Annotated in this window: 21 protein-coding genes; 11 read left to right on the top strand and 10 right to left on the bottom strand. The window is 64.2% G+C overall.

Annotated elements, in window-relative coordinates:
• Positions 1 to 318: 318 nt before the first annotated feature.
• Both RFM40_RS30010 and RFM40_RS30005 read left to right on the top strand, forming a co-directional pair.
• Positions 319 to 657 (top strand): hypothetical protein, encoded by a 339-nt coding sequence (locus RFM40_RS30010; protein ID WP_292342426.1) that lies wholly within the window; start codon positions 319 to 321, stop codon positions 655 to 657.
• A gap of 18 nt (positions 658 to 675) precedes the next feature.
• Complete coding sequence (locus RFM40_RS30005) at positions 676 to 1,377, top strand: phosphatase PAP2 family protein (protein WP_320230218.1); 702 nt, start codon at positions 676 to 678, stop codon at positions 1,375 to 1,377.
• Positions 1,378 to 1,613: 236 nt separating this feature from the next.
• Here the strand turns inward: RFM40_RS30005 and RFM40_RS30000 are convergent, their stop codons facing one another.
• Entirely contained in the window at positions 1,614 to 2,384 is a 771-nt protein-coding gene (locus RFM40_RS30000) for an SDR family NAD(P)-dependent oxidoreductase (RefSeq protein WP_320278783.1), read from the bottom strand.
• Between the two features lie 154 nt (positions 2,385 to 2,538).
• Here RFM40_RS30000 and RFM40_RS29995 point away from each other — a divergent pair, with 154 nt between their 5' ends.
• Positions 2,539 to 3,423 carry a LysR family transcriptional regulator gene (locus tag RFM40_RS29995; RefSeq protein ID WP_320230216.1) on the top strand — a complete coding sequence of 295 codons (885 nt, stop codon included), beginning with the start codon at positions 2,539 to 2,541 and terminating at the stop codon, positions 3,421 to 3,423.
• 279 nt (positions 3,424 to 3,702) lie between these two features.
• On the opposite strand, the gene RFM40_RS29990 is transcribed toward RFM40_RS29995, so the two are convergent.
• Positions 3,703 to 4,560, bottom strand: a complete 858-nt coding sequence (locus RFM40_RS29990; RefSeq protein WP_320278782.1) for an SMP-30/gluconolactonase/LRE family protein — start codon at positions 4,558 to 4,560, stop codon at positions 3,703 to 3,705.
• A gap of 113 nt (positions 4,561 to 4,673) precedes the next feature.
• On the opposite strand from RFM40_RS29990, the gene RFM40_RS29985 reads away from it, so the two are divergent.
• Together RFM40_RS29985 and RFM40_RS29980 are read left to right on the top strand one after the other, a co-directional pair.
• Positions 4,674 to 5,468: a helix-turn-helix domain-containing protein gene (locus tag RFM40_RS29985; protein ID WP_320230214.1), complete on the top strand. Its 795-nt coding sequence runs from the start codon at positions 4,674 to 4,676 to the stop codon at positions 5,466 to 5,468.
• 116 nt (positions 5,469 to 5,584) lie between these two features.
• Positions 5,585 to 6,346 carry an alpha/beta fold hydrolase gene (locus RFM40_RS29980; protein WP_320278781.1) on the top strand — a complete coding sequence of 254 codons (762 nt, stop codon included), beginning with the start codon at positions 5,585 to 5,587 and terminating at the stop codon, positions 6,344 to 6,346.
• Positions 6,347 to 6,404: 58 nt separating this feature from the next.
• On the opposite strand, the gene RFM40_RS29975 is transcribed toward RFM40_RS29980, so the two are convergent.
• Both RFM40_RS29975 and RFM40_RS29970 read right to left on the bottom strand, forming a co-directional pair.
• Complete coding sequence (locus tag RFM40_RS29975; RefSeq protein WP_320230212.1) at positions 6,405 to 7,343, bottom strand: CHAD domain-containing protein; 939 nt, start codon at positions 7,341 to 7,343, stop codon at positions 6,405 to 6,407.
• Positions 7,340 to 7,813 (bottom strand): CYTH domain-containing protein, encoded by a 474-nt coding sequence (locus tag RFM40_RS29970; protein WP_320230211.1) that lies wholly within the window; start codon positions 7,811 to 7,813, stop codon positions 7,340 to 7,342. The genes RFM40_RS29975 and RFM40_RS29970 overlap by 4 nt, the downstream gene beginning before the upstream one ends.
• Before the next feature lie 90 nt (positions 7,814 to 7,903).
• Here RFM40_RS29970 and RFM40_RS29965 point away from each other — a divergent pair, with 90 nt between their 5' ends.
• From RFM40_RS29965 to RFM40_RS29950, 4 genes are read left to right on the top strand one after another with little or no spacing between them, the layout of a single operon-like run.
• Positions 7,904 to 8,608, top strand: coding sequence for a CerR family C-terminal domain-containing protein (locus RFM40_RS29965; RefSeq protein WP_320278780.1), 705 nt, complete (start codon positions 7,904 to 7,906; stop codon positions 8,606 to 8,608).
• Complete coding sequence (locus RFM40_RS29960) at positions 8,605 to 9,582, top strand: HlyD family secretion protein (RefSeq protein WP_320230209.1); 978 nt, start codon at positions 8,605 to 8,607, stop codon at positions 9,580 to 9,582. The genes RFM40_RS29965 and RFM40_RS29960 overlap by 4 nt, the downstream gene beginning before the upstream one ends.
• The gene (locus RFM40_RS29955) at positions 9,579 to 10,499 is read left to right on the top strand and encodes an ABC transporter ATP-binding protein (protein WP_320230208.1); all 921 of its coding nucleotides are present in this window, start codon (positions 9,579 to 9,581) and stop codon (positions 10,497 to 10,499) included. The genes RFM40_RS29960 and RFM40_RS29955 overlap by 4 nt, the downstream gene beginning before the upstream one ends.
• A gap of 8 nt (positions 10,500 to 10,507) precedes the next feature.
• Complete coding sequence (locus tag RFM40_RS29950; RefSeq protein ID WP_320230219.1) at positions 10,508 to 11,644, top strand: ABC transporter permease; 1,137 nt, start codon at positions 10,508 to 10,510, stop codon at positions 11,642 to 11,644.
• A 45-nt stretch (positions 11,645 to 11,689) separates the two neighbouring features.
• Here the strand turns inward: RFM40_RS29950 and RFM40_RS29945 are convergent, their stop codons facing one another.
• The 3 genes from RFM40_RS29945 to RFM40_RS29935 all read right to left on the bottom strand — a co-directional run bounded on the left by RFM40_RS29945 (position 11,690) and on the right by RFM40_RS29935 (position 13,548).
• On the bottom strand, positions 11,690 to 11,854 hold the full coding sequence (locus tag RFM40_RS29945) for a hypothetical protein (RefSeq protein ID WP_320230207.1): 165 nt from the start codon (positions 11,852 to 11,854) through the stop codon (positions 11,690 to 11,692).
• An 82-nt stretch (positions 11,855 to 11,936) separates the two neighbouring features.
• Positions 11,937 to 12,914 (bottom strand): threonine/serine dehydratase family protein, encoded by a 978-nt coding sequence (locus tag RFM40_RS29940; RefSeq protein WP_320230206.1) that lies wholly within the window; start codon positions 12,912 to 12,914, stop codon positions 11,937 to 11,939.
• Between the two features lie 310 nt (positions 12,915 to 13,224).
• The gene (locus tag RFM40_RS29935; RefSeq protein WP_320230205.1) at positions 13,225 to 13,548 is read right to left on the bottom strand and encodes a hypothetical protein; all 324 of its coding nucleotides are present in this window, start codon (positions 13,546 to 13,548) and stop codon (positions 13,225 to 13,227) included.
• A gap of 170 nt (positions 13,549 to 13,718) precedes the next feature.
• Between RFM40_RS29935 and mbfA the strand changes: the two genes are divergently transcribed.
• Positions 13,719 to 14,702 (top strand): iron exporter MbfA, encoded by a 984-nt coding sequence (gene mbfA, locus RFM40_RS29930; protein ID WP_320218039.1) that lies wholly within the window; start codon positions 13,719 to 13,721, stop codon positions 14,700 to 14,702.
• 40 nt (positions 14,703 to 14,742) lie between these two features.
• Here the strand turns inward: mbfA and RFM40_RS29925 are convergent, their stop codons facing one another.
• The gene (locus RFM40_RS29925) at positions 14,743 to 15,087 is read right to left on the bottom strand and encodes an antibiotic biosynthesis monooxygenase family protein (RefSeq protein ID WP_320230144.1); all 345 of its coding nucleotides are present in this window, start codon (positions 15,085 to 15,087) and stop codon (positions 14,743 to 14,745) included.
• Positions 15,084 to 15,452: an NIPSNAP family protein gene (locus RFM40_RS29920; protein ID WP_320278779.1), complete on the bottom strand. Its 369-nt coding sequence runs from the start codon at positions 15,450 to 15,452 to the stop codon at positions 15,084 to 15,086. The genes RFM40_RS29925 and RFM40_RS29920 overlap by 4 nt, the downstream gene beginning before the upstream one ends.
• Positions 15,453 to 15,638: 186 nt before the next feature.
• Between RFM40_RS29920 and RFM40_RS29915 the strand changes: the two genes are divergently transcribed.
• A complete protein-coding gene (locus RFM40_RS29915) occupies positions 15,639 to 16,313 on the top strand; it encodes an ArsR/SmtB family transcription factor (protein ID WP_320278778.1) in 675 nt (224 codons plus the stop codon).
• Between the two features lie 235 nt (positions 16,314 to 16,548).
• On the opposite strand, the gene ligD is transcribed toward RFM40_RS29915, so the two are convergent.
• A complete protein-coding gene (ligD, locus tag RFM40_RS29910) occupies positions 16,549 to 19,071 on the bottom strand; it encodes a DNA ligase D (protein WP_320230141.1) in 2,523 nt (840 codons plus the stop codon).
• Between the last annotated feature and the right edge of the window lies 1 nt (position 19,072).

Raw genomic sequence — 19,072 nt, 5'->3', positions numbered from 1 at the left:
CCGTCCAGCGGACGATGTCCTTCGCCGCCTGGCCGAACGCGCTGTCCAGCGCGCCGACATAGGCGGCGCCGACCTAGCAAACAGAGGCGCCGTGACGATCGCTTCAAGCAAAGACAACCCCGGCGTGTAGTGCTGATGGCCAATGCTGGCGCCGCCCCTCATCCGCCTGCCGGCACCTTCTCCGCGTATAGTGGCGGGGAGAAGGGAGGCTTGCCGCGGCCTTCGCCCTATCCTCCACCGCTCGGCTTGACGGCTTCACGCGCTTCGGAAACAAGGACGGCATGCGCGGCGAGCGTCGCTTCGAGAGGGGACGAAAAAGTGAGTTTCTGGGGTTTGGCGCAGCTTGGCGTTTCGACGGTGATCTTCCTTTTTGCGGCGATGGCGGCCAAGCAATGGGGGCTGGCGCCGAGCCTGGCCAAGATCCTGCTGACCCTCGCGCTCTATTCCGCGGGCAATCTGATAATGCTCAGGCTGATCCGAGAATTCGGCATGTCGGTGTCGTTCAGCCTGTCGGCGGTGATCCAACTGGTGTCGGTGAACGTCGTTGCACTGGTCTTCTTCGGCGAGCGATTGAATGCATTGCAGGCCACCGGCGTCGTGCTGGCGATCGCGGCCGTCGCGCTGATCACGCTCGGGCCCTATATGCAGCGGCTGTAGCTGGACCCAAGGCCCCTAATGAAATCGATCGCCAACGCGCTGCTCAACAAGGTGGAATTCCCGGTGCTTCTGGCCGGGCTTGTGATCGCCGGCGGGCTGTGGGGCCTGGTGGAACTCGTGGAGGTGGCGCGCGCCACGACTCCGCACGCCTTCGACACCGAAATCCTGCTCGCCTTCCGCCATGCCGGGCAGCCGGACAGTCCGATCGGTCCGCTCTGGCTGCAAGGCGCGATGCGAGACATCACCAGCCTCGGCAGCACCTCCGTGCTGGTGCTGATCACGACGGCGACGATCATCTACCTGCTCTTGATCCGCAGGCCGGCGACGGCGCTGCTCATTTTCATCGCCGTGGCCGGCGGGCAAGTGCTGTCCACGCTGCTCAAGCTCGAGGTCGACCGGCCCCGCCCCGACCTCGTCTCGCATCTCGTCAACGAGACGTCGCTCTCGTTCCCCAGCGGCCACGCCATGCTGTCGGCGGTGACCTATCTGACGCTCGGCTCGCTGGCGGCCCGCTTCCTGCCGGACCGCACGACCAAGGTCTTCGTGCTCACCCTCGCCGTGCTCACCACGGTGCTGGTCGGAACCAGCCGCGTCTATCTCGGCGTGCATTGGCCGTCGGACGTGCTCGCCGGCTGGTGCGCCGGCTTCGCCTGGGCCATGTTGTGCTGGCTCGCGGCGCGCCTGCTGCAGCGGCGCAAGGTGGTGGCGGACAGCGACTAACCGAGGGCCGACGCCATCGCGCGTCCGCAGAACCAGGCCCGCCGGCCTTTGTTTTGCAGACCCCGGGGTCAGCGGAGAAATCCGAAACACTTGGCGGGACAGAGGGGGGCGCTGTCCCGCCGGCGTCTCAAGTCTTCTCCACCGCTGCAATGCTCTGAGGTTACGGACACAAAATCCCAGGATGTGGGCAGGATAGAACCTGCTGTTATCGTCTCAGGAACCTCGGCCGGGATCAATCAGGCAATCGAGTAGCCACCATCGATCAGCAAGCCGTGACCGGCAATAAAGGACGCATCCTCTGACGCCAGGAACGCCACGACGGCCGCCGTTTCTTCCGGCGTGCCGGCTCGGCCGGGAACCGTGGTCGCAGCAAAGGCCTGTTTCGCCTCGGCACTCGGCCAAATGCGATCCTGAAACGGAGTGTCGATGATTCCCGGGTTGACCGCGTTCACGCGCACACCCTGCTTGAACAGTTCGATCGCCGCTGTCTTGGTCAGGCCGAGCACGGCGTGCTTGCTGGCAATATAGAGGCCGGCGTTGGCAAACCCGATCACGCCGCCCATGGAGGCATTGTTGATGATCACGCCTCCGCCCTGCGCAAGCATGGCCCTCGCCTCATGCTTCATCGACCAGAAGACACCGCGAACATTCGCATTGAAAATCGTGTCATAGGTCTCGTTGGTCTGTTCGACAAACGGCGAGAATGCGCCCTCGGTCCCGGCGTTGTTGAATGCGATGTCGATCCGCCCGTAAGTTCCCGTCGTCTTGGCGACGAGATCGATCACGCTCTGTTCGACATTCACGTCAGCGACGATCGCGGTCGCCTCGCACCCTTCGCTCTTGATGTCAGCGACAAGGCCTTCGATCTCCGCGCTGCGGCGAGCGCTGGCGATAACCTTAGCGCCGCGGCGGGCGAGCTCGATGGCGGTGGCGCGGCCGATGCCTGAACTGGCGCCCGTAACGACAGCCACTTTGCCGTCGAGCGTCTTAAACTGTGTCTTGGTCATTCTGATCTCCAATCTGCTGGATCCTTCACCCCGGTGAGCGCCAACCGATGGTTGCCGATCTGCCGGTCCGCTTCATTTATAGGGACCGGATAGATATGATTAGGCTATGAATTGCGATATGAGTGATGAATGAAAAACATCAATTGGATCGGCTATGCAGGGCGGTGAATTGGCTGAGCTATCGACTTTCCTGGCGGTCGCGCGCCACCGCAGCTTCAAGAAAGCCGCGGTCGAGCGCGGCGTAGCTGCTTCTGCCGTGAGCCATGCAATTCGCAACCTCGAGGGGCGCGTGGGCGTGCGCCTTTTTCATCGAACAACCCGCAGCGTTTCGCTGACGGAGGCCGGCGAGCGTTTCCTTTCCGAGCTGCATCCCGCGTTCGGGCAGATCGAGCAGGCGCTGGACAGCTTGAACGCCTACAGGGAAACGCCCTTCGGCACGGTTCGCATCAACATCCCCAGTTCTATCGCACCTTTCGTCCTCAAGACTGTCATGGGTCCTCTGGTCAAGCAGAACCCCGGCCTTCGGCTGGACATCGTCGCAACGGACGAATTGGTGGATATCGTTGCCGATGGGTTCGACTGTGGAATCCGCTTCGGCGAGAGACTGATGCAGAACATGATCGCGGTTCGCATAAAGCCGACGCTGCGCTTTTCCGTTGTCGGCTCGCCGGAATACTTCCAGGGGCGAACACCTCCGCGAGTACCAGCCGATCTCGTTGAGCACCTCTGCATCCGCTATCGGTTCCCGAGCGGAGCCATCTATGACTGGCAGTTTGAGAAGGACGGCGAAGCCGTCGACGTCGAGGTAAGCGGCGCGGTCACGCTCGACAGTCAGGAACTGATGGTCGAGGCGGCGCTCCAAGGCTGCGGGCTGGCCTATGTCTGGGACAATCGCATCGCGTCGCACCTCGCGAGCGGCGCGTTGATCCGATGTCTCGACGACTGGTGCGCGCCCGACGACGGATTGTTCCTGTATTATCCCAGCCGCCGTCATGTTTCCGCCGGCCTGCGCGCCGTGATCGACATGATGAAAAAATGATCCGGCAATGGTGCAGCATGAAGGCGACGACCCTGTCGCGGCGTGATGCTGCTTGCCCGGCCAAATGCCCGTCGACTTTTGCAGGCGTTGCAGTGCCGAAATCCGAATCGCTGGCAGGACACCCCCTCTGTCCTACCGGCCAGAGGGGGGTGTGAAGGACGCGGCGCCACCGTGCCTTTCTTTAATCGTCCCATCCCAGGGGTCTTCGCTCCTGCTTCGCCCCGGGCGACGCTGCGGCCGCAGCGATAGCCACCCATCTCCACAATCACTTCCGCACCCTCAATCCAGCGACAGCGCGGCGACCTCGCCCTCGTTCATCAGCGGCACGATGATGTGCTTGCCATCCGTGCCGATGTCGGCACTGCCCGGCTTGAATGTGGCGACGACCTCGGGCTTGCCGCCGGCATGGTAGCGGTAGAGCGTGCCGGTCATGTAGGCGGTGGCGTAGATATCGCCGCCGATGGCTATGACGCCATCGAGGTCGGCGAATTTTTGGGCGCCGGGCAGCGGCGTGACCTTCTTGCTGGCCAAATCGATCGCGAGCACGCCGCCGGGCTCCGCCGTGCTGAAATCGGTCCTGATGCCCCTGCCCCAGGACGCGACGATCAGCCGGTCGCCGTCGGCAAAGACGCCATTGGGCGAGGCGAGCAGCGCATCCTTGACGAAGAGCTCCGGCTTGTCGCCGTCGATGCGGTAGATCGTGTCGGCCAGCATATCGGTGACATAGACCTTGCCCGAGGCATCGGCGGTCATGTCGTTGAGGAAGACGGCGCCCGGCACGTCGATGGTCGAGACCAGCTTGCCGCTGTCGAGGTCGACGACGCGGATCTTGGTGATGTCGGCGGCGTAGAGCTTGCCGCCGACGATCGCCATGCCCTTGGGCGCGTCCATGCCGTCCACCCAGTGGCGGGTGATCACCTTGCCGTCCAGCGACAGCAGCGACAGGTAGCCGTTGCCGTCGGCCTCGCCGGGATTGCCGACGATGTTGGAGACGACGATGCGCTTGTCGGCGGCGTCTACAAGCGCCGATTCCGGCTGCTCGAAGCCGCCGGCGCGCCAGATCTCGCCGGCCTGGGCGGCCGGGGCTGTTGCAATGCCGGCGATGGCGGCAAAGATCGAAGCGATGAGGCTTTTCATGGTGCTCTCCTGTGATGACAAGCGGAGAGCTAGGTTTTTCGATACTTTCCTGGAAGACGGTTCGAGTCTAGTATCGAAGATCGATACGAATTCGCGCAAATGGGGTGCATTCCATGAACGGTCCGATCTTCGAGGCGCTGAAAAGGACGCTCAAGGCCAAGGGCCTGACCTACCGGACGCTGGCCGAGCGCATGGGCGTTTCCGAGCCGACGGTGAAGCGCATCTTCCATGAGCGCAACTGCAAGCTCGACCGGCTTATGGAGATCTGCGCCGCCGCGGAAGTGGAACTGGAGAATGTGCTGGGCTCGATGAACCGCGGGCCGGGGCCGGCCAACCACGTCGCGCCGGAGATCGAGCGCAAGCTCGCCGCACGGCCGGCACTGCTCTTCGTCTTCATCATGCTCACCGAAAAATTCACGCCGGAAGGCATCATGCGCTCGCAAGGCCTGAGCGAAGCCTCGATGTTCCTCTATCTGCGCGATCTGGAAGAGCTTGGCCTGGTGTCGCTCGGGCGCGGCCTGTCGGCGAGGCTCCTGGTCGAGACACCTATACAGTGGGATTTCGAGGGACCGCTGAAGCCGCATTTCGAGACGACCAACAAGAACTTCATCGGCTGGGCGATCGGCCATATGGAACGACAAGCAACCTTCGTCAGCTTCTCGCGGCGGATGCGGCCGGAGACGGCGGAGATGGTGCGACGGGAGGCGGAGGACCTTGCCGAACGCGCAAGGCTGCTTGCCCACCACGACCAGCACACCACGCCGGAAGATCAGCTCATCGGCTACAAATGGACCTTTGCCTTCGGGGCGACGCCATTTCCGGCGATCATGCCGATCGGGCCGCATCCGCGGGATGCCGGCGCGCCAACAGATATGGGGGCAAAAGGACGGCGGCCGCTGCCGGCCTGATGGTCGAAATCCAAGCGCTTGGCACCGCAGTCCGGAAACCCGGGGAGACTATTGGATGTCATGGAAACTCGACGAGACCGTGCAAACATCTGCGGGCACAGTGGCAGCGGGTCGACTTGGCAGCGGGCCCCGCGCTTGTGCTGGCTCATGGTTGGCCGTGGTCTTCGTTCGCATGGCATCGGATCATTCCGGATCTTGCAGGGCGGTATCGCGTCCATTGGTACGATATGCCCGGATACGGGCAGTCCGAAAAAGACGCGGGGCGGCGCACGTCACTCGACGTGCAAGGAAAGATCTTCGCCGAGATGCTTGCGCGTTGGGATATCGATCGTCCGATCGTCATTGCCCACGACATGGGTGGAGCGACAACGCTACGGGCGCATTTGCTGCATGGCTGCGACTTCGAGCGGTATCTGCTGATGAACGTTGTCGCGATGCGCCCTTGGGGATCGGCGTTCTTCGATCATGTCGGTCGCCATGTCGATGCCTTTCTGGGCCTGCCGCCGCACATCCACAGAGCGGTGGTAGAGGCCTACATCAAGGGAGCCATCGTAAACGACATCGATTCCGGAGATCTCGAGAAGCTTGTCGAGCCGTGGCTTTCCGAGGAAGGGCGCACGAGCTTCTATCGCCAATTCGCGCAAGCCGATGAACGATATACCGCCGAAGTCGAGCCGATGTTCGGGGACATACGCTGTCCGGTGAAGATAATCTGGGGCGAGGACGATCCATGGATTCCGCTGGCGAGAGGCCAAGCACTTCATGCGCTGATCCCGCAGGCGTCGTTCGAAACACTGCCTGGCGTCGGCCACCTGCCTCAGCTTGAAGCTCCGGATCTGGTGCTGAGGCGGCTCAGCGCATTTTTGGCGGGAACTTGACGACATCTCCGCGAGACGCCGGTTATTGCCTGACGCAGCCCTCGAAGAGGCCAGATCGTCAGCCGGCGGCCGCGCCTGCGTCTTCCCGCTGGCCGGTAAGATCGCCACGCGCCTTGCGCGCGAGTTTCTTGGCCGAGCGCTTGGGGCTGTCGCCGAACAAATCGGTGGCCTCGGCAAGGCAGGCCTTGCCGAGGCTCTTTTCCGAGCGCTTCAGGAGCTTGCGCAGAAGCTTCGTATCTTCGGCCGGGCCGAGCGGCTCGCCATCGGCGGCGAGCAGCGCGCGCATGACGAAGACATCATGCAGTTCGCCGAGCAGCTCGCCAAGCTTGTCGACCGCCTTGCGGCGCGCCTTGATCGGCGTCGGCCACAGCCGACCCAGCAGCGACAGATGCATCGAGTGCGTCTTGGCCGCCTTGCGCAGATCGTGAAAATCATCGGGCTCGCCGCGCGAGCCGGCCTTGTCCAGCGCCCTTTTCGCCCGCCGCAAGGTGGCGCGGGCGCCTTCGGCCAGGATGTCGGCCGCCTGCTCGGGCTGGTCGGGCAGGGCCAGCCTGTCGATCCGCTCCAGCCCTTCCTGGCAGGCGGTGACAGCGGCATTGATGGCGGCATCGAGGCCGGGACCGGCATGGAGCTCATGCTGGCGCAGCACCAGCCGATCGCGGACGGGGTCGAGGCCACCGCCGGCGGTCTGCTCCGGAAAGGCATCCGCCAGGCGGTCGACGGTCTCGATGAGAGCGGTCGCCTCGCGCGGGCCGGCAAGCAGCGCCGAGACTTGCTTATAACATTCGTTTTCGGTCTGGCAGAACGATTCGTCTCCGGAACGAACCAGGCGCAGCAAGGCACGGATGCTCTTCAGTCGCTTGCGGCACTTGTGCAGTCCCTGCTCCGGCTTGTCGCGCGCCGTCTCAAGATGGCCGAGCGCCCTGCCGATCTCATCGGCCAATATGCGCCTGACCTCGCCGGTCAGCGGCAAGCGCGGATCGATGCGAAAGCTCATGCGGCGATCTCCGGAATCCCCCCGAGGGCCAGCGACGCGTTGTAGAATTTCTGTTCGCCGGTGACCTCGCGGCCGAGCCAGTCGGGCAGCATTTCGTCAGGTACGTCCTCCGGCGTCTCCAACTCCGCGACCACGAGCCCGGAGAGCACTCCGCCGAACACATCGACTTCGTAGAGATAGCCGCGGTGTCTAACATGGTGGCGTGTCTTCTCGATGACACGCCCAATGGCGAATGCCATCATCTCCTCGGCCTCGTGGAGAGGGATCGGATATTCGAATTCGTCGCGCTCGCGCGCCCTGTCGCCGAACTTCAGCGTTAGCTCGGCGGAACGCCCGTCGCTGATGCGGACACGCACGGTGCGGCCGGGCTGTGCGGCGACGTAGAACTGGCGAATGCGGATATCCGCCTCGACCAGACTACGCCAGGCGGGTTCAGAGACCAGGAACTTGCGCTCGACTTCCTTGCCCATGGCCGCGCACTAAAGCCCGCGCGGACGGAGATGGCAAGCCGAGACGGGAATCAATTTGACCTTAATCAATCGATTGATTAAATGAGAGCCATGGGCAAGGAAACGAAGGCCAAAAAGCCACAACGCGAAGCCTCTGCGGCGGATCAAACGCGCACGTCGCTTGTCCATGCCGCGCTCAAGCTGTTCGGGCGGCAGGGCTTCGACGGCACCTCGACGCGCGAGATCGCGGCCGAGGCGAAAGCCAATATCGGCTCCATCGCCTATCATTTCGGCAGCAAGGAGGGCCTGCGCGCCGCCGCCGCCGACTTCATTGTCGAGACCATCCAGGGGATCGCCGGCCAGGCGCTCGGTGCGCCCCAGGCGCCGACCCCCTCGAACCCTGAAGCGGCGCAGGCGCAGCTCTTTGCCGCGCTGGAGCGGATGGTCGGTTTCGTCGTGGCAAGTCCTCAGGCCGGCGAGATCGTACAATTCGTACTCCGCGAGCTGTCGCATCCGACGGCGGCGCTCGACCGCATCTATGCCGGCGTTTTCGAGCCGACGCATCGCCGGCTTTGCCAGATCTGGGAACAGGCGACCGGCGAGCCGGCAGAGAGCGAGAATACCAAGCTCACCGTGTTTACCGTTATCGGCCAGGTCATTTATTTCCGCATCGGGCGCGAGGCGGTGATGCGCAGGATGGGCTGGCGCGAGATCGGCGACAAAGAGGCCGCCAAGGTCGTGGCGGTCGCGACCGACAACCTCAGGGCAATGCTGGCGGCGCATGTGCCGGCCGCCGGCAGGAAGGGCAAATCATGAGTTTTCTCTGCTCCCTGCCGCTTGCGGCGCAATTGTTCGGCGCCTGCGCGCCGGCCGCGCCGCTGGCCGTCGGCTATGTCGAGGGCGAATATGTGCTGCTTGCGCCGATCGAGGTGGCGCAGGTCGAGACCGTGGCCGTCAAGCGCGGCGACCGCGTCGAGCCCGGTGCGCCGGTGGTGACGCTGGAAAGCGCCGACGCCAAGATCGCCGTAGCGCAGGCCCAGGCAGCACTCGCACAGGCTGAGGCCCAGCTTGCCGATCTGCAGGTCGGCAAGCGCCCGGAAGAGATCGCGGTGCTGAAGGCCGAGGTCGACATGGCGAGGGCCCAGGCCGCCGACGCCAAGCGCAAATACGACCGCGCCAGCGACCTCTACAAGCGCGGCACCGGCACGCAGGCCGACTACGATACGGCCTCGGCTTCGCTGGAGACGGCCAACGCGCAGGTCGGCCAGGCGGAGGCCAACCTCGCCGTCGGCGGCCTGCCGGCGCGGGCCGAGACGATCAAGGCGGCCGAAAACCAGGTCAAGCAGGCGCAATCGGAATTGGGGCAGGCCGAGTGGCGCCTGTCGAAGCGCGTGCTGACGGCGCCTTCACCCGGCCGCGTCAACGATGTCATCCGCAATCCGGGCGACACCGCCGGACCGACCGCCCCGGTGCTCTCGATGCTGCCGGACGGCGCGGTGAAGCTCAGCGTCTATGTGCCTGAGGCCGCCTTCTCGTCGGTCAAGGTCGGCACGCTGCTCAGCGTCCGTTGCGACGGTTGCGGGCCGGATCTGAAGGCGCGCGTCAGCTATGTGTCGCCCGATCCTGAATTCACCCCGCCGGTGATCTACTCGCTGGAGAACCGGCAGAAGCTGGTCTTTCTGGTCGAGGCGCGGCCGGAGGGCGGTGCCGGCCCGCTGCAGCCCGGCCAGATCGTCGATGTCGACTTGGCCGACTTTGGGGCGGACATCAGGGCGGACCTCCAAAAATGAGCGTCATCGACGTCCACGGACTGGTCAAGCGCTTTGGCGACAAGACCGTCGTCGACCATGTGACGATGACGGTCGCCGAGGGCGAGATCGTCGGCTTCCTCGGACCGAACGGCTCGGGCAAGACGACGACCATCCGCATCATGTGCGGGCTTCTGACGCCCGACGAGGGCGAGGGCACGGTGCTGGGGTTCGACATCCTTACCGATGCGCTCAAGATCAAACGCGAAGTCGGCTACATGACGCAGAAATTCTCGTTCTACGAGGATCTGACGATCGGCGAGAATCTCGAATTCGTGGCGCGGCTGTACCAGCTGAGGCCGGTCGAGCACTATGTGTCGCGCACGCTGCAGGACCTCGGCCTGGCGACGCGCCGCAACCAGCTTGCCGGAACGCTTTCCGGCGGCTGGAAGCAGCGGCTGGCTTTAGCCGCCTGCATCATGCACCAGCCGAAGCTGCTTCTGCTCGACGAGCCGACGGCGGGCGTCGACCCGAAGGCGCGGCGCGAGTTCTGGGACGAGATCCACAGGCTGGCCAGCGGCGGGCTGACGGTGCTGGTCTCCACCCATTACATGGATGAAGCCGAGCGCTGCCACCGCATCAGCTACATCTCCTACGGCAAGATGCTGGCCACCGGCACGGTGGACGAGGTCGTCAAAAATGCCGGCCTGACCACCTTCGTCGTACAGGGGCCGCGGCTCGACCAGGTGGCCGAGGCGCTGCAGGGCCGCCCCGGCGTCGATCAGGTGGCGCCGTTCGGCGCGACGCTGCATGTCGTCGGCTCCGACAAGGCGGCGCTGGAAAAGGCGCTTGCGGACGTCGAGAAACAACACAAGGGCGTGACGGTGACGCCGGGCGAGACCAGCCTGGAAGACGTCTTCATCCAGTTCATGTCCGGCTCGAAGGACAACATGGCATGAAAGATGGCTTGAGAGCGGTCTTCTCCTTCGCGAGACTCGGCGCGCTGCTGATCAAGGAGTTCATCCAGATGCGGCGCGACCGCATCACCTTCGCCATGATGCTCGGCGTGCCGCTGCTACAGCTGGTGCTGTTCGGCTATGCCATCAACAACGATCCGAAGAGCCTGCCGGCAGCACTGGTTGCGACCAGCAGCGACCCCTATACGCGGGCGATGATCTCGGCGCTGCAGACGACCGGCTACTACCGTTTCGACCATGTGGCGCAAAGTGCTGCCGAAGCCGAGTTCCTGATGGCGCGCGGCGACGTCGCCTTCGTCGTCACCATCCCGGCCGATTTCGCGCGGCGGGTGGAGCGCGGCGACAACCCGCAGATCCTGATCGAGGCCGACGCCACCGACCCGGCGGTTGCCAGCGGCGCCATCTCGACGCTGAGCACCGTTGCCGGCCAGGCGCTGCTGAGAGCGCAGGGCATGCAGGAAGCGGCCAAGGAAGCGGCGCGCGGCCAGCTCGATGTCGTGGTGCACCGGCGCTACAACCCGGAAGCCATCTCGCAATATAACATCGTTCCCGGCCTGCTCGGCGTCATCCTGCAGATGACGATGGTGATGATGACCTCGATCGCGCTGACGCGCGAGACCGAGCGCGGCACGATGGAAAACCTTTTGGCCATGCCTTCCAGCCCGCTCGAGATCATGCTGGGCAAGGTGCTGCCTTACCTGGTGGTCGGCGCGGTACAGGTGGTGGTGGTGCTGGCGGCGGCGAAGCTTTTGTTTTCCATCCCATTCATGGGATCGCTGTCGCTGTTGCTGTCGACGGTGCTGATATTCGTGCTGGCGCTGGTGCTGCTTGGCTACACGATCTCGACGATCGCACGCACGCAGATGCAGGCGCTGCAGCTCACCTTCTTCTTCTTCCTGCCATCGATCATGCTGTCGGGCTTCATGTTCCCCTATCGCGGCATGCCGGGCTGGGCGCAGACCCTTGGCGAGATCTTTCCGCTGACACATTTCCTGCGCATCACCCGCGCCGTCATGCTGAAGAGCGCCGAGCTGCCGGCGGTGGCAACCGAGGTAGGCTGGCTGGTGGTGTTCGTGGCATTGTTTGCCGGCGTGGCACTGGTGCGGTTCAGGCGGACGCTGGATTAGGCTGGACGCCTCTGACTCAGGCAGGTTCGACACCATAAGCCAAGATCAGTTGCGGCTGGTTATGCGCTCGCAGATGGCGCCGCCGATAGCAGGCAACAACCCAAAAAGTAACAACTGGGCGATTCCACCGATGCCAAACGCTCCATTGAGCAGAAACGCAACCAGCAGCCCCAGCGCCGCGCCTAAGACATATGGCAGGTAACCTCGCAACAGCTTCTCCCGGCGGTGACCAATTGATGGAAAAGCGTAACGAGATTGACGCGGAGCGCAAGCATGCAGGTACGAAGAGCCTCTATGCCGCCGCCATGATTTCCGCATAGGTGCTGAAATCGACGTTGCCGCCGGAAAGCACCACCGCGACGCATTTGCCGGCAAGGTCGATCTCGCCGGACGCAAGCGCCGCAAGCGCAACGCAGCCGCCGGGCTCGACCACCAGCTTCAGATGGGCCATGGCGTCGCGCATCGCCTGCGCGGCGGCCTTGTCGGAGACGGCGATGGCGCCGGCGAGATTCCGGCGGTTGATCTCGAAGGTGATGGCGCCGGGTTCGGCGGTAAGCAGCGCATCGCAGATCGAGGTGTGGCCGGGCTCGTTCGGGACCCTTTCGCCCTTGGCGAGCGAGCGGCGCGTGTCGTCGAAATGTTCCGGCTCGACCGCCCAGACGGCGGTGCCCGGCGAAGCATCCTTGACGGCGACGGAAATGCCGCTCGACAGACCGCCGCCGCCGCACGGCACGACGACAGCATCGAGGCTGACGCCCAATGCCTTCGCCTGTCTCATCAGCTCCAGCCCGATGGTGCCCTGGCCGGCGATGATGGCTGGATCGTCGAAGGGCGGCACCAGCACCATGCCCTTGTCGATATAAGGACGAACGACGGTCATGCGGTCGTCCTTGAAGCGGTCGAACGGCACCACCTCGGCGCCCATCTTGCGGACATTGCCCACTTTAAGCGCCGGCGCGTCGACAGGCATGGCGATGACCGCCCTGACGCCGAACATGGCGGCCGAAGCGGCAACGCCTTGCGCGTGATTTCCGGAAGAAAAGGCAACGACGCCGCGGCTGCGCTCCTCTTCAGTGAGCGACGACAATTTGTTGTAGGCGCCGCGGATCTTGAAGGAACCGGTGCGCTGCAGCGTCTCCGGCTTGAACAGGATGCGGCCGCCATGGCGCTTGTTGAGCTCCGGCGATTCGATCAGCGGCGTCTCGACGACCAGGCCGGAAAGCCGCGCGGCCGCAGCGCGGATGTCATCGATGCCGGGTGGGGTGGTCATGGGCGTGGCCTCGCGGAGGAAGAGGCTTCCATGGTGCACGGAAATTATGCCGGCGCGCCAACGAAAAAATGTGATGGGGACAATGTTTGGCGGTTGTAGCGCCCGCTATCTGCCGGCGACTCGGCCGTCACGCCCCCCTCTGCCCTACCGGGCATCTCCCCCTTGAGGGGGGAGATCGGATGTCGCACAGGCTTTCGCCAATCTTCAGCGTTGCAGGATTTGCGATATGGCCAAGCAGCTAATCTCCCCCCTTGAGGGGGAGATGTCCGGCAGGACAGAGGGGGGTGCTTCGCGCCGACGCTTTGAGGGCTCACCCCAGCAGCGCCGTTGTCCTCTTCTTGCCACCCAGCTTGCGCCAGCTGTTGAAGCGGTGGGTGGCGGCGGCGAAGGATATCTTCATCTGCTGGGCGACCGTATAGCGCGACTTGCCCTCGTCGAACATGCGGTAGCAGCACTCGACGCCCTCATCGGTCAGCTTGCCGTCCGGCGTCTTGTTGTGCGGATTGGCTGGATCGAATTTCTCGGCCTGCTGCTCGACCAGGCCCTTGAGGCGCTGCAGGTCGGCCTCGATGCCGGCGATGAGATCGAGAACGGGTTTCACGTCGAACGCGTGCGGAGTCTTCTTTTCCGTCATGCCTAGTTTCCTTCGATTTTGGCTGATGCGCTCATATAGGTGAACATTCGGCAATAATGAAGGGGTGCGGCGCCGGATCGACGAATTCCGTGTGCCCGACGACGTCCGTGATTGACCCTCGGCTTACGAGTCCCTAGTTTAGAACTATTCTAAACTAGGGTGATTTCCTCATGCTTTCCCGTGTTTTCGGCTTCGGCCGCCGCTCCTTCGATTCGCTGTCGGAGCAGGAGATCCTGGCGCTGGCGATCTCTTCCGAAGAGGACGATGGGCGTATCTACCGCGCCTATGCCGACGGGCTGGCTGAAGATTTTCCGCAATCGGCCAAGGTTTTCGAGGCGATGGCCGAGGAGGAAGACGGCCATCGCGATTCCCTTATCGAGCTCCACCGCAAGCGCTTCGGCGAGCGCATCCCGCTGATCCGGCGCGAACATGTGAGGGGCTATTACGAGCGCAAGCCCGACTGGCTGGTGCGACCCCTCGGCATCGAGCATGTGCGCCGCCAGGCCGAGGACATGGAGCGGCAGGCCTACCGCTTCTATGTCGAGGCGGCCAAGCGCACCACCGACGCTTCGACGCGGAAATTGCTCGACGGGCTGGCCATGGCCGAGCTCGGCCATGAGAATTCCGCGCATGAACTGGAGCAGGAGCATGTGCCGGGCGCGGTGAAGGAGGAGGAAGCGAGCGCCGAGCAGCGCCAGTTCATCCTCACCTATGTGCAGCCCGGGCTGGCCGGGCTGATGGACGGCTCGGTGTCGACGCTGGCGCCGATCTTCGCCGCGGCGTTTGCCACACACCAGACATTCCAGACCTTCCTGGTCGGGCTCGCTGCCTCTATCGGCGCCGGTATCTCGATGGGGTTCACCGAAGTAGCCTCCGACGACGGCAAACTGTCGGGACGCGGCTCGCCGGTGAAGCGCGGTCTGACGGTCGGCATCATGACGACGCTGGGCGGGCTGGGCCACGCGCTGCCCTACCTCATCCCCTATTTCTGGACGGCCACGATCGTCGCCGCGATCGTGGTGTTCTTCGAGCTCTGGGCCATCGCCTTCATCCAGAACCGCTACATGCAGACGCCGTTCTGGCGCGCCGCCTTCCAGGTGGTGCTGGGCGGCGCGCTGGTGTTTGCGGCGGGCGTGCTGATCGGGAATGCTTGAGCCGTCTTCCCCTTCTCCCCTTGTGGGAGAAGGGGAAGCTTCACCCGTTAACCGCCCGGCTGTCCTGCGGCGCTTCAGCCCGTTCATTCAGCCCATAGTCGCGCACGACATGGGCGATGCGCAGACGATAGCCGGCAAAGATACCGCCGCGGCCGGCCCTCTGGGCCTGCCGGTGCTCCTCGGTGTTGCGCCAGGCTTTTACGGCTTCCTCGTCGCGCCAGAACGACAGCGAGAGCACGCGCTTCGGGTCGGTCAGGCTCTGGAAACGCTCGACCGAGATGAAGCCGTCGATGCTCTCGAGCAGGGGCTTAAGCTCCGCGGCGATGCCGAGATAGGCATCGCGTTTTCCCTCCGCCGGCTCAACCTCGAAGATGACAGCAATCATGCCTCTATCCCTTCCCTGACAGTGACGTCAGTTTGAAAGACCTGTCTCGGTCCGTGCGGCCCCGACACCATCTTCAGGAAGATGCGATCCTCGTTGAAGATGAACTTCTCGCGCCGCGCGAACTCGTAGTTTGCCTTGCCGGCAGGGTCGGCGGCAAGCCGCGCGCGATAGGCCTCGTAGGCCGCGAGGTTCTCGATGTTGTAAGCGGCGTAGGCGGTGGTGGCCGAACCCTCGTGCGGCGCGAAATAGCCGATCAGGTCGGCGCCGCAGCGCGGAATGGCCTGGCCCCAGGCGCGCGCATATTGCTCGAAGGCAGCCTTGCCGAAGGGGTCGATCTCGTAGCGGATGAAGCAGGTGATGGTCATGTCGGTCTCCCCGTCGGTTAGCTTCCTGGGTCGGTTGGCTTTGCGGCGACGATGGTTCAACCGCGGTCGAGACATCGCTTGCCTCGGAGTGCTAGGCCTCTTCCTGTCAGGAGCGTTCGCCGCGCTCCTTGATCTGAACCGAGAATAGTGCTTCGATCACAAGAATGCTTCGATAGGGATCGAACTATGCGTGAAGGACCGGACGTCGCCCGCATCGCCAGCCTGGTCGGCGATCCGGCGCGGGCCAATATGCTCAACGCGCTGATGGGCGGCACGGCGCTGACCGCCTCGGAACTGGCGCTGGAAGCCGGCGTGTCGCTGCCCACCGCCTCTTCGCATCTCTCCAAGCTGATGGAGGGCGGGCTGCTGACGCTCGCGAGCCAGGGCCGGCACCGCTATTACGGCCTCGCCGGCCCGCAGGTGGCCGGCATGATCGAGGCGATCATCGGCGTCGCGGAAGCGGTCGGCCCGAAGCGGGTGCGGCCGGGACCGCGCGACGCGGCGATGCGCGTGGCCCGCGTGTGCTACGATCATCTCGCCGGCGAGCAGGCGGTGGCGATGCTCGACCGTCTGGTCGATAGAAAGCTGCTGCTGCGCGAAGAAAACGAGATCAGGCTCTCACCATCCGGCGCCTCGCATTTTTCCGCGCTCGGCATCGAGATCCATGCCAAGGCGCGCCGCCCGGTGTGCCGCGCCTGCCTCGACTGGAGCGTGCGGCGATCGCACTTGGCCGGCACGCTGGGCGCCGCCATCCTCGAAAAGATCATCGCCGAGAAATGGGCGCGGCGCGAGAAGGACAGCCGCACTGTGGTGTTTTCGCCGAGGGGCAAGCAGGAGTTTCAGAGGGTGTTTCTGGCGTAGGGCTGCGCAAACGACACCCTCGCAATGTTGGCGTGAGGCGCCCCCTCTGCCCTGCCGGGCATCTCCCCCTCAAGGGGGGAGATCAGCTGTCACGCCGCTCTTCGCCAACGGCCAATGTTGCAAGACAATCGCCGGCACCGAAACTGCCAATCTCCCCCTTGAGGGGGAGATGTCCGGCAGGACAGAGGGGGGCGTGAAGGAACGCGGCTTATTCGACTTTGCGTCCTGCCCGCGATCAACCCCGCTTCAACACCTTGCCCAGCTTGAAGAAATCCGCCCACGGATCAGCCTTCTTCAGCTGCTTCAGCGTCGTCTCGTCGCCGAGCGGGAAGGCGTTGGGCGCAAGACCCTTTTCAAGCTCCGCCCATGTCACCGGCATCGACACCGTCGCGCCCTTCTTGGCGCGCGACGAATAGGGCGCCACCGTGGTCGAGCCGCGACCGTTGCGCAGATAATCGACGAATATCTTGCCCGTGCGCGCCTTCTTCGACAGCGTCGCCGTGTAGCGGTCGGGCGCCGCCTGTTCCAGGGCACGGGCGAAATCATGGGCAAAATCCTTGACCTCGTCCCAGTCCGCCGAGGGCTTCAGCGGCACCAGCACGTGATAGCCCTTGCCGCCGGAGGTCTTGACCAGGTTCGGCAGCGACAGCTCGTCGAGCTGCTTGTGGATGTCGAGCGCCGCCTGGCGCACCCGCTTCACATCGACGCCTTCGTCAGGGTCGAGGTCGAAGATGATCTGGTCGGGCTTTTCCAGTTGGTCGATGGTGCAGCCCCAGATATGGACCTCGACCACGCCGTACTGGACAAGTGCCGCTAGCCCGTCGAAGTCCTTGATGAACAGGATCTCCTCGCCGTCGGTCGGATCCTTCATCCTGGCGATCTTGTCGCTCATGCCGGGCGAGGCATGTTTCTGGAAGAAGCGCTGGCCGTGGATGCCGTCCGGCGCCCGCACCAGGCTCAGCGGCCGGTTGACGACGAATTGCTCCATGCGCGGCCAGACCAGGACATAGTGGTCGAGCAGGTCCTGCTTGGAGACCTTTTCGTCGGGCCACAGCAGTTTGTCGGGATGCGAGAGCTTTATCGAGGTCATCGCGGTTCCGGCCGACGCCTTGGTCGCTGCCTTGCCGCTGCTCGACTTTGCTTCGCTTCCGGCCTTGCCGGTGGCTTGCTTCGGCTGTTCCTGCACGACTTCCTCCGCGGGCTTGTCCTCGCGCAATCCCTGGAACGAGGCGTGGCGGATTATACGGTCGGATGTCCAACTGCGAAACTCCACTTCGCCGACCAGCTCGGGCTTGACCCAGGTGAGGCCCTTGCCCTTCGGCACGGCAGTCGAGAAGGGCGACTCCTTCGCCTTGAGGCCGTCGAGCCGCTTTTTCAGATCCGTCATCACCTTGCCGGAAAAGCCGGTGCCGACGCGGCCGGCATAGTTGAGTTTGCCGCCCTCGAAATAGCCGACCAGGAGCGAGCGCAGGCCGCGCCCGGTCTTGTCCGACGGCAGGTAACCGCCGATGACGAATTCCTGGCGCAGCGTGCATTTCGACTTGATCCAGGTGAGGCCGCGGCCGCTGCGGTAAGGGGCGTCGGCGCGTTTCGAGACCACGCCTTCGAGGCCCATTCGGCAGACATGCTGCAGTATGACCTTGCCGGGCTCGGAAAAATGGTCGCTGAAGCGCAACGCCGAATTCTCCGGCTGCTCGCCGAGCAGTTCGGCCAGGGCCTGCTTGCGCTCGACCAGCGGCTCGCGGCGCAGGTCCTTGCCGTCGAGCCGCATCAGGTCGAAGACATAGTAGATGAAGCGGCCAGTGCGACGGGCCGAAAGGTCAGCCTGCAGCAGGGGGAAGGACGATATGCCGCTGTCGGCCAGCACGACGACCTCGCCGTCGATGACGGCGTCGCGGCATTTCAAGCCGGCTAGCGCCGCGGTGACCGGGCCGTCGAATTTTTCGGTCCAGTCGAGGCCGGCGCGCGTCAGCAGCCTGACCTCGCTGCCGGCGATCTGCGCCTGCATGCGGTAGCCGTCGAATTTTACTTCATGCAGCCAATCGTCGCCTGAGGGCGCATTCTTTTCCAGTGTCGCCAACTGCGGCTCGATGAACTCCAGGCGCTTGGCGTGCCCGGCCTTGGCCTTCCGGGCGGCCGGCTTGTTCGAATGCCAGACCTTCGGCTTTTCGCCCTTGGCTGCCTTGCCCTTGCCGACTTCCTCTATCGTCAGGCCCGACTTCACCGATTTCGGCTCGTCCTTGAGGATGTCCTCGCCGGGGCGGGCGGCGGCATCGTCGGATTTGATCAGCAGCCAGTTGTCGCGCTTTTCGCCGGGACGGGGTTTCAGCCTGACCAGATGCCAGCGCCCGTGCAGCTTGTAGCCCTCGAGCTCGAAATTGATATGGCCTTTCTTCATGCCTTCGGCCGGGTCGCCGTCCGGAATCCATCGGCCGTCGTCCCAGACGATGACCGAACCGCCGCCATACTCGCCCTTAGGAATGGTTCCCTCGAAGGACGCGTAGTCGATCGGGTGGTCCTCGACATGCACGGCCAGCCGCTTTTCATGCGGATCGAGGCTCGGGCCGCGCGTCACCGCCCAGCTCCACAGCACGCCTTCGTGTTCCAGCCGAAAATCGTAGTGGAGGCGGGTGGCGGCGTGCTTCTGGATGACGTAGATGCCGCCCGCCTCGCTCTTCTTGTGCCGAGGCACCTTGCCGGCCGGCTCGGCGGTTTTGCGGAAATCGCGCTTGGCATGATATTGCTCGAGGCCGGCCATG

The sequence above is a fragment of the Mesorhizobium captivum genome, from assembly GCF_033977165.1.
GTDB classification, from domain to species: domain Bacteria; phylum Pseudomonadota; class Alphaproteobacteria; order Rhizobiales; family Rhizobiaceae; genus Mesorhizobium; species Mesorhizobium captivum.
Note: the sequence above shows the minus strand (reverse complement) of the source record. Positions and strands in the feature narration are given on the sequence as shown.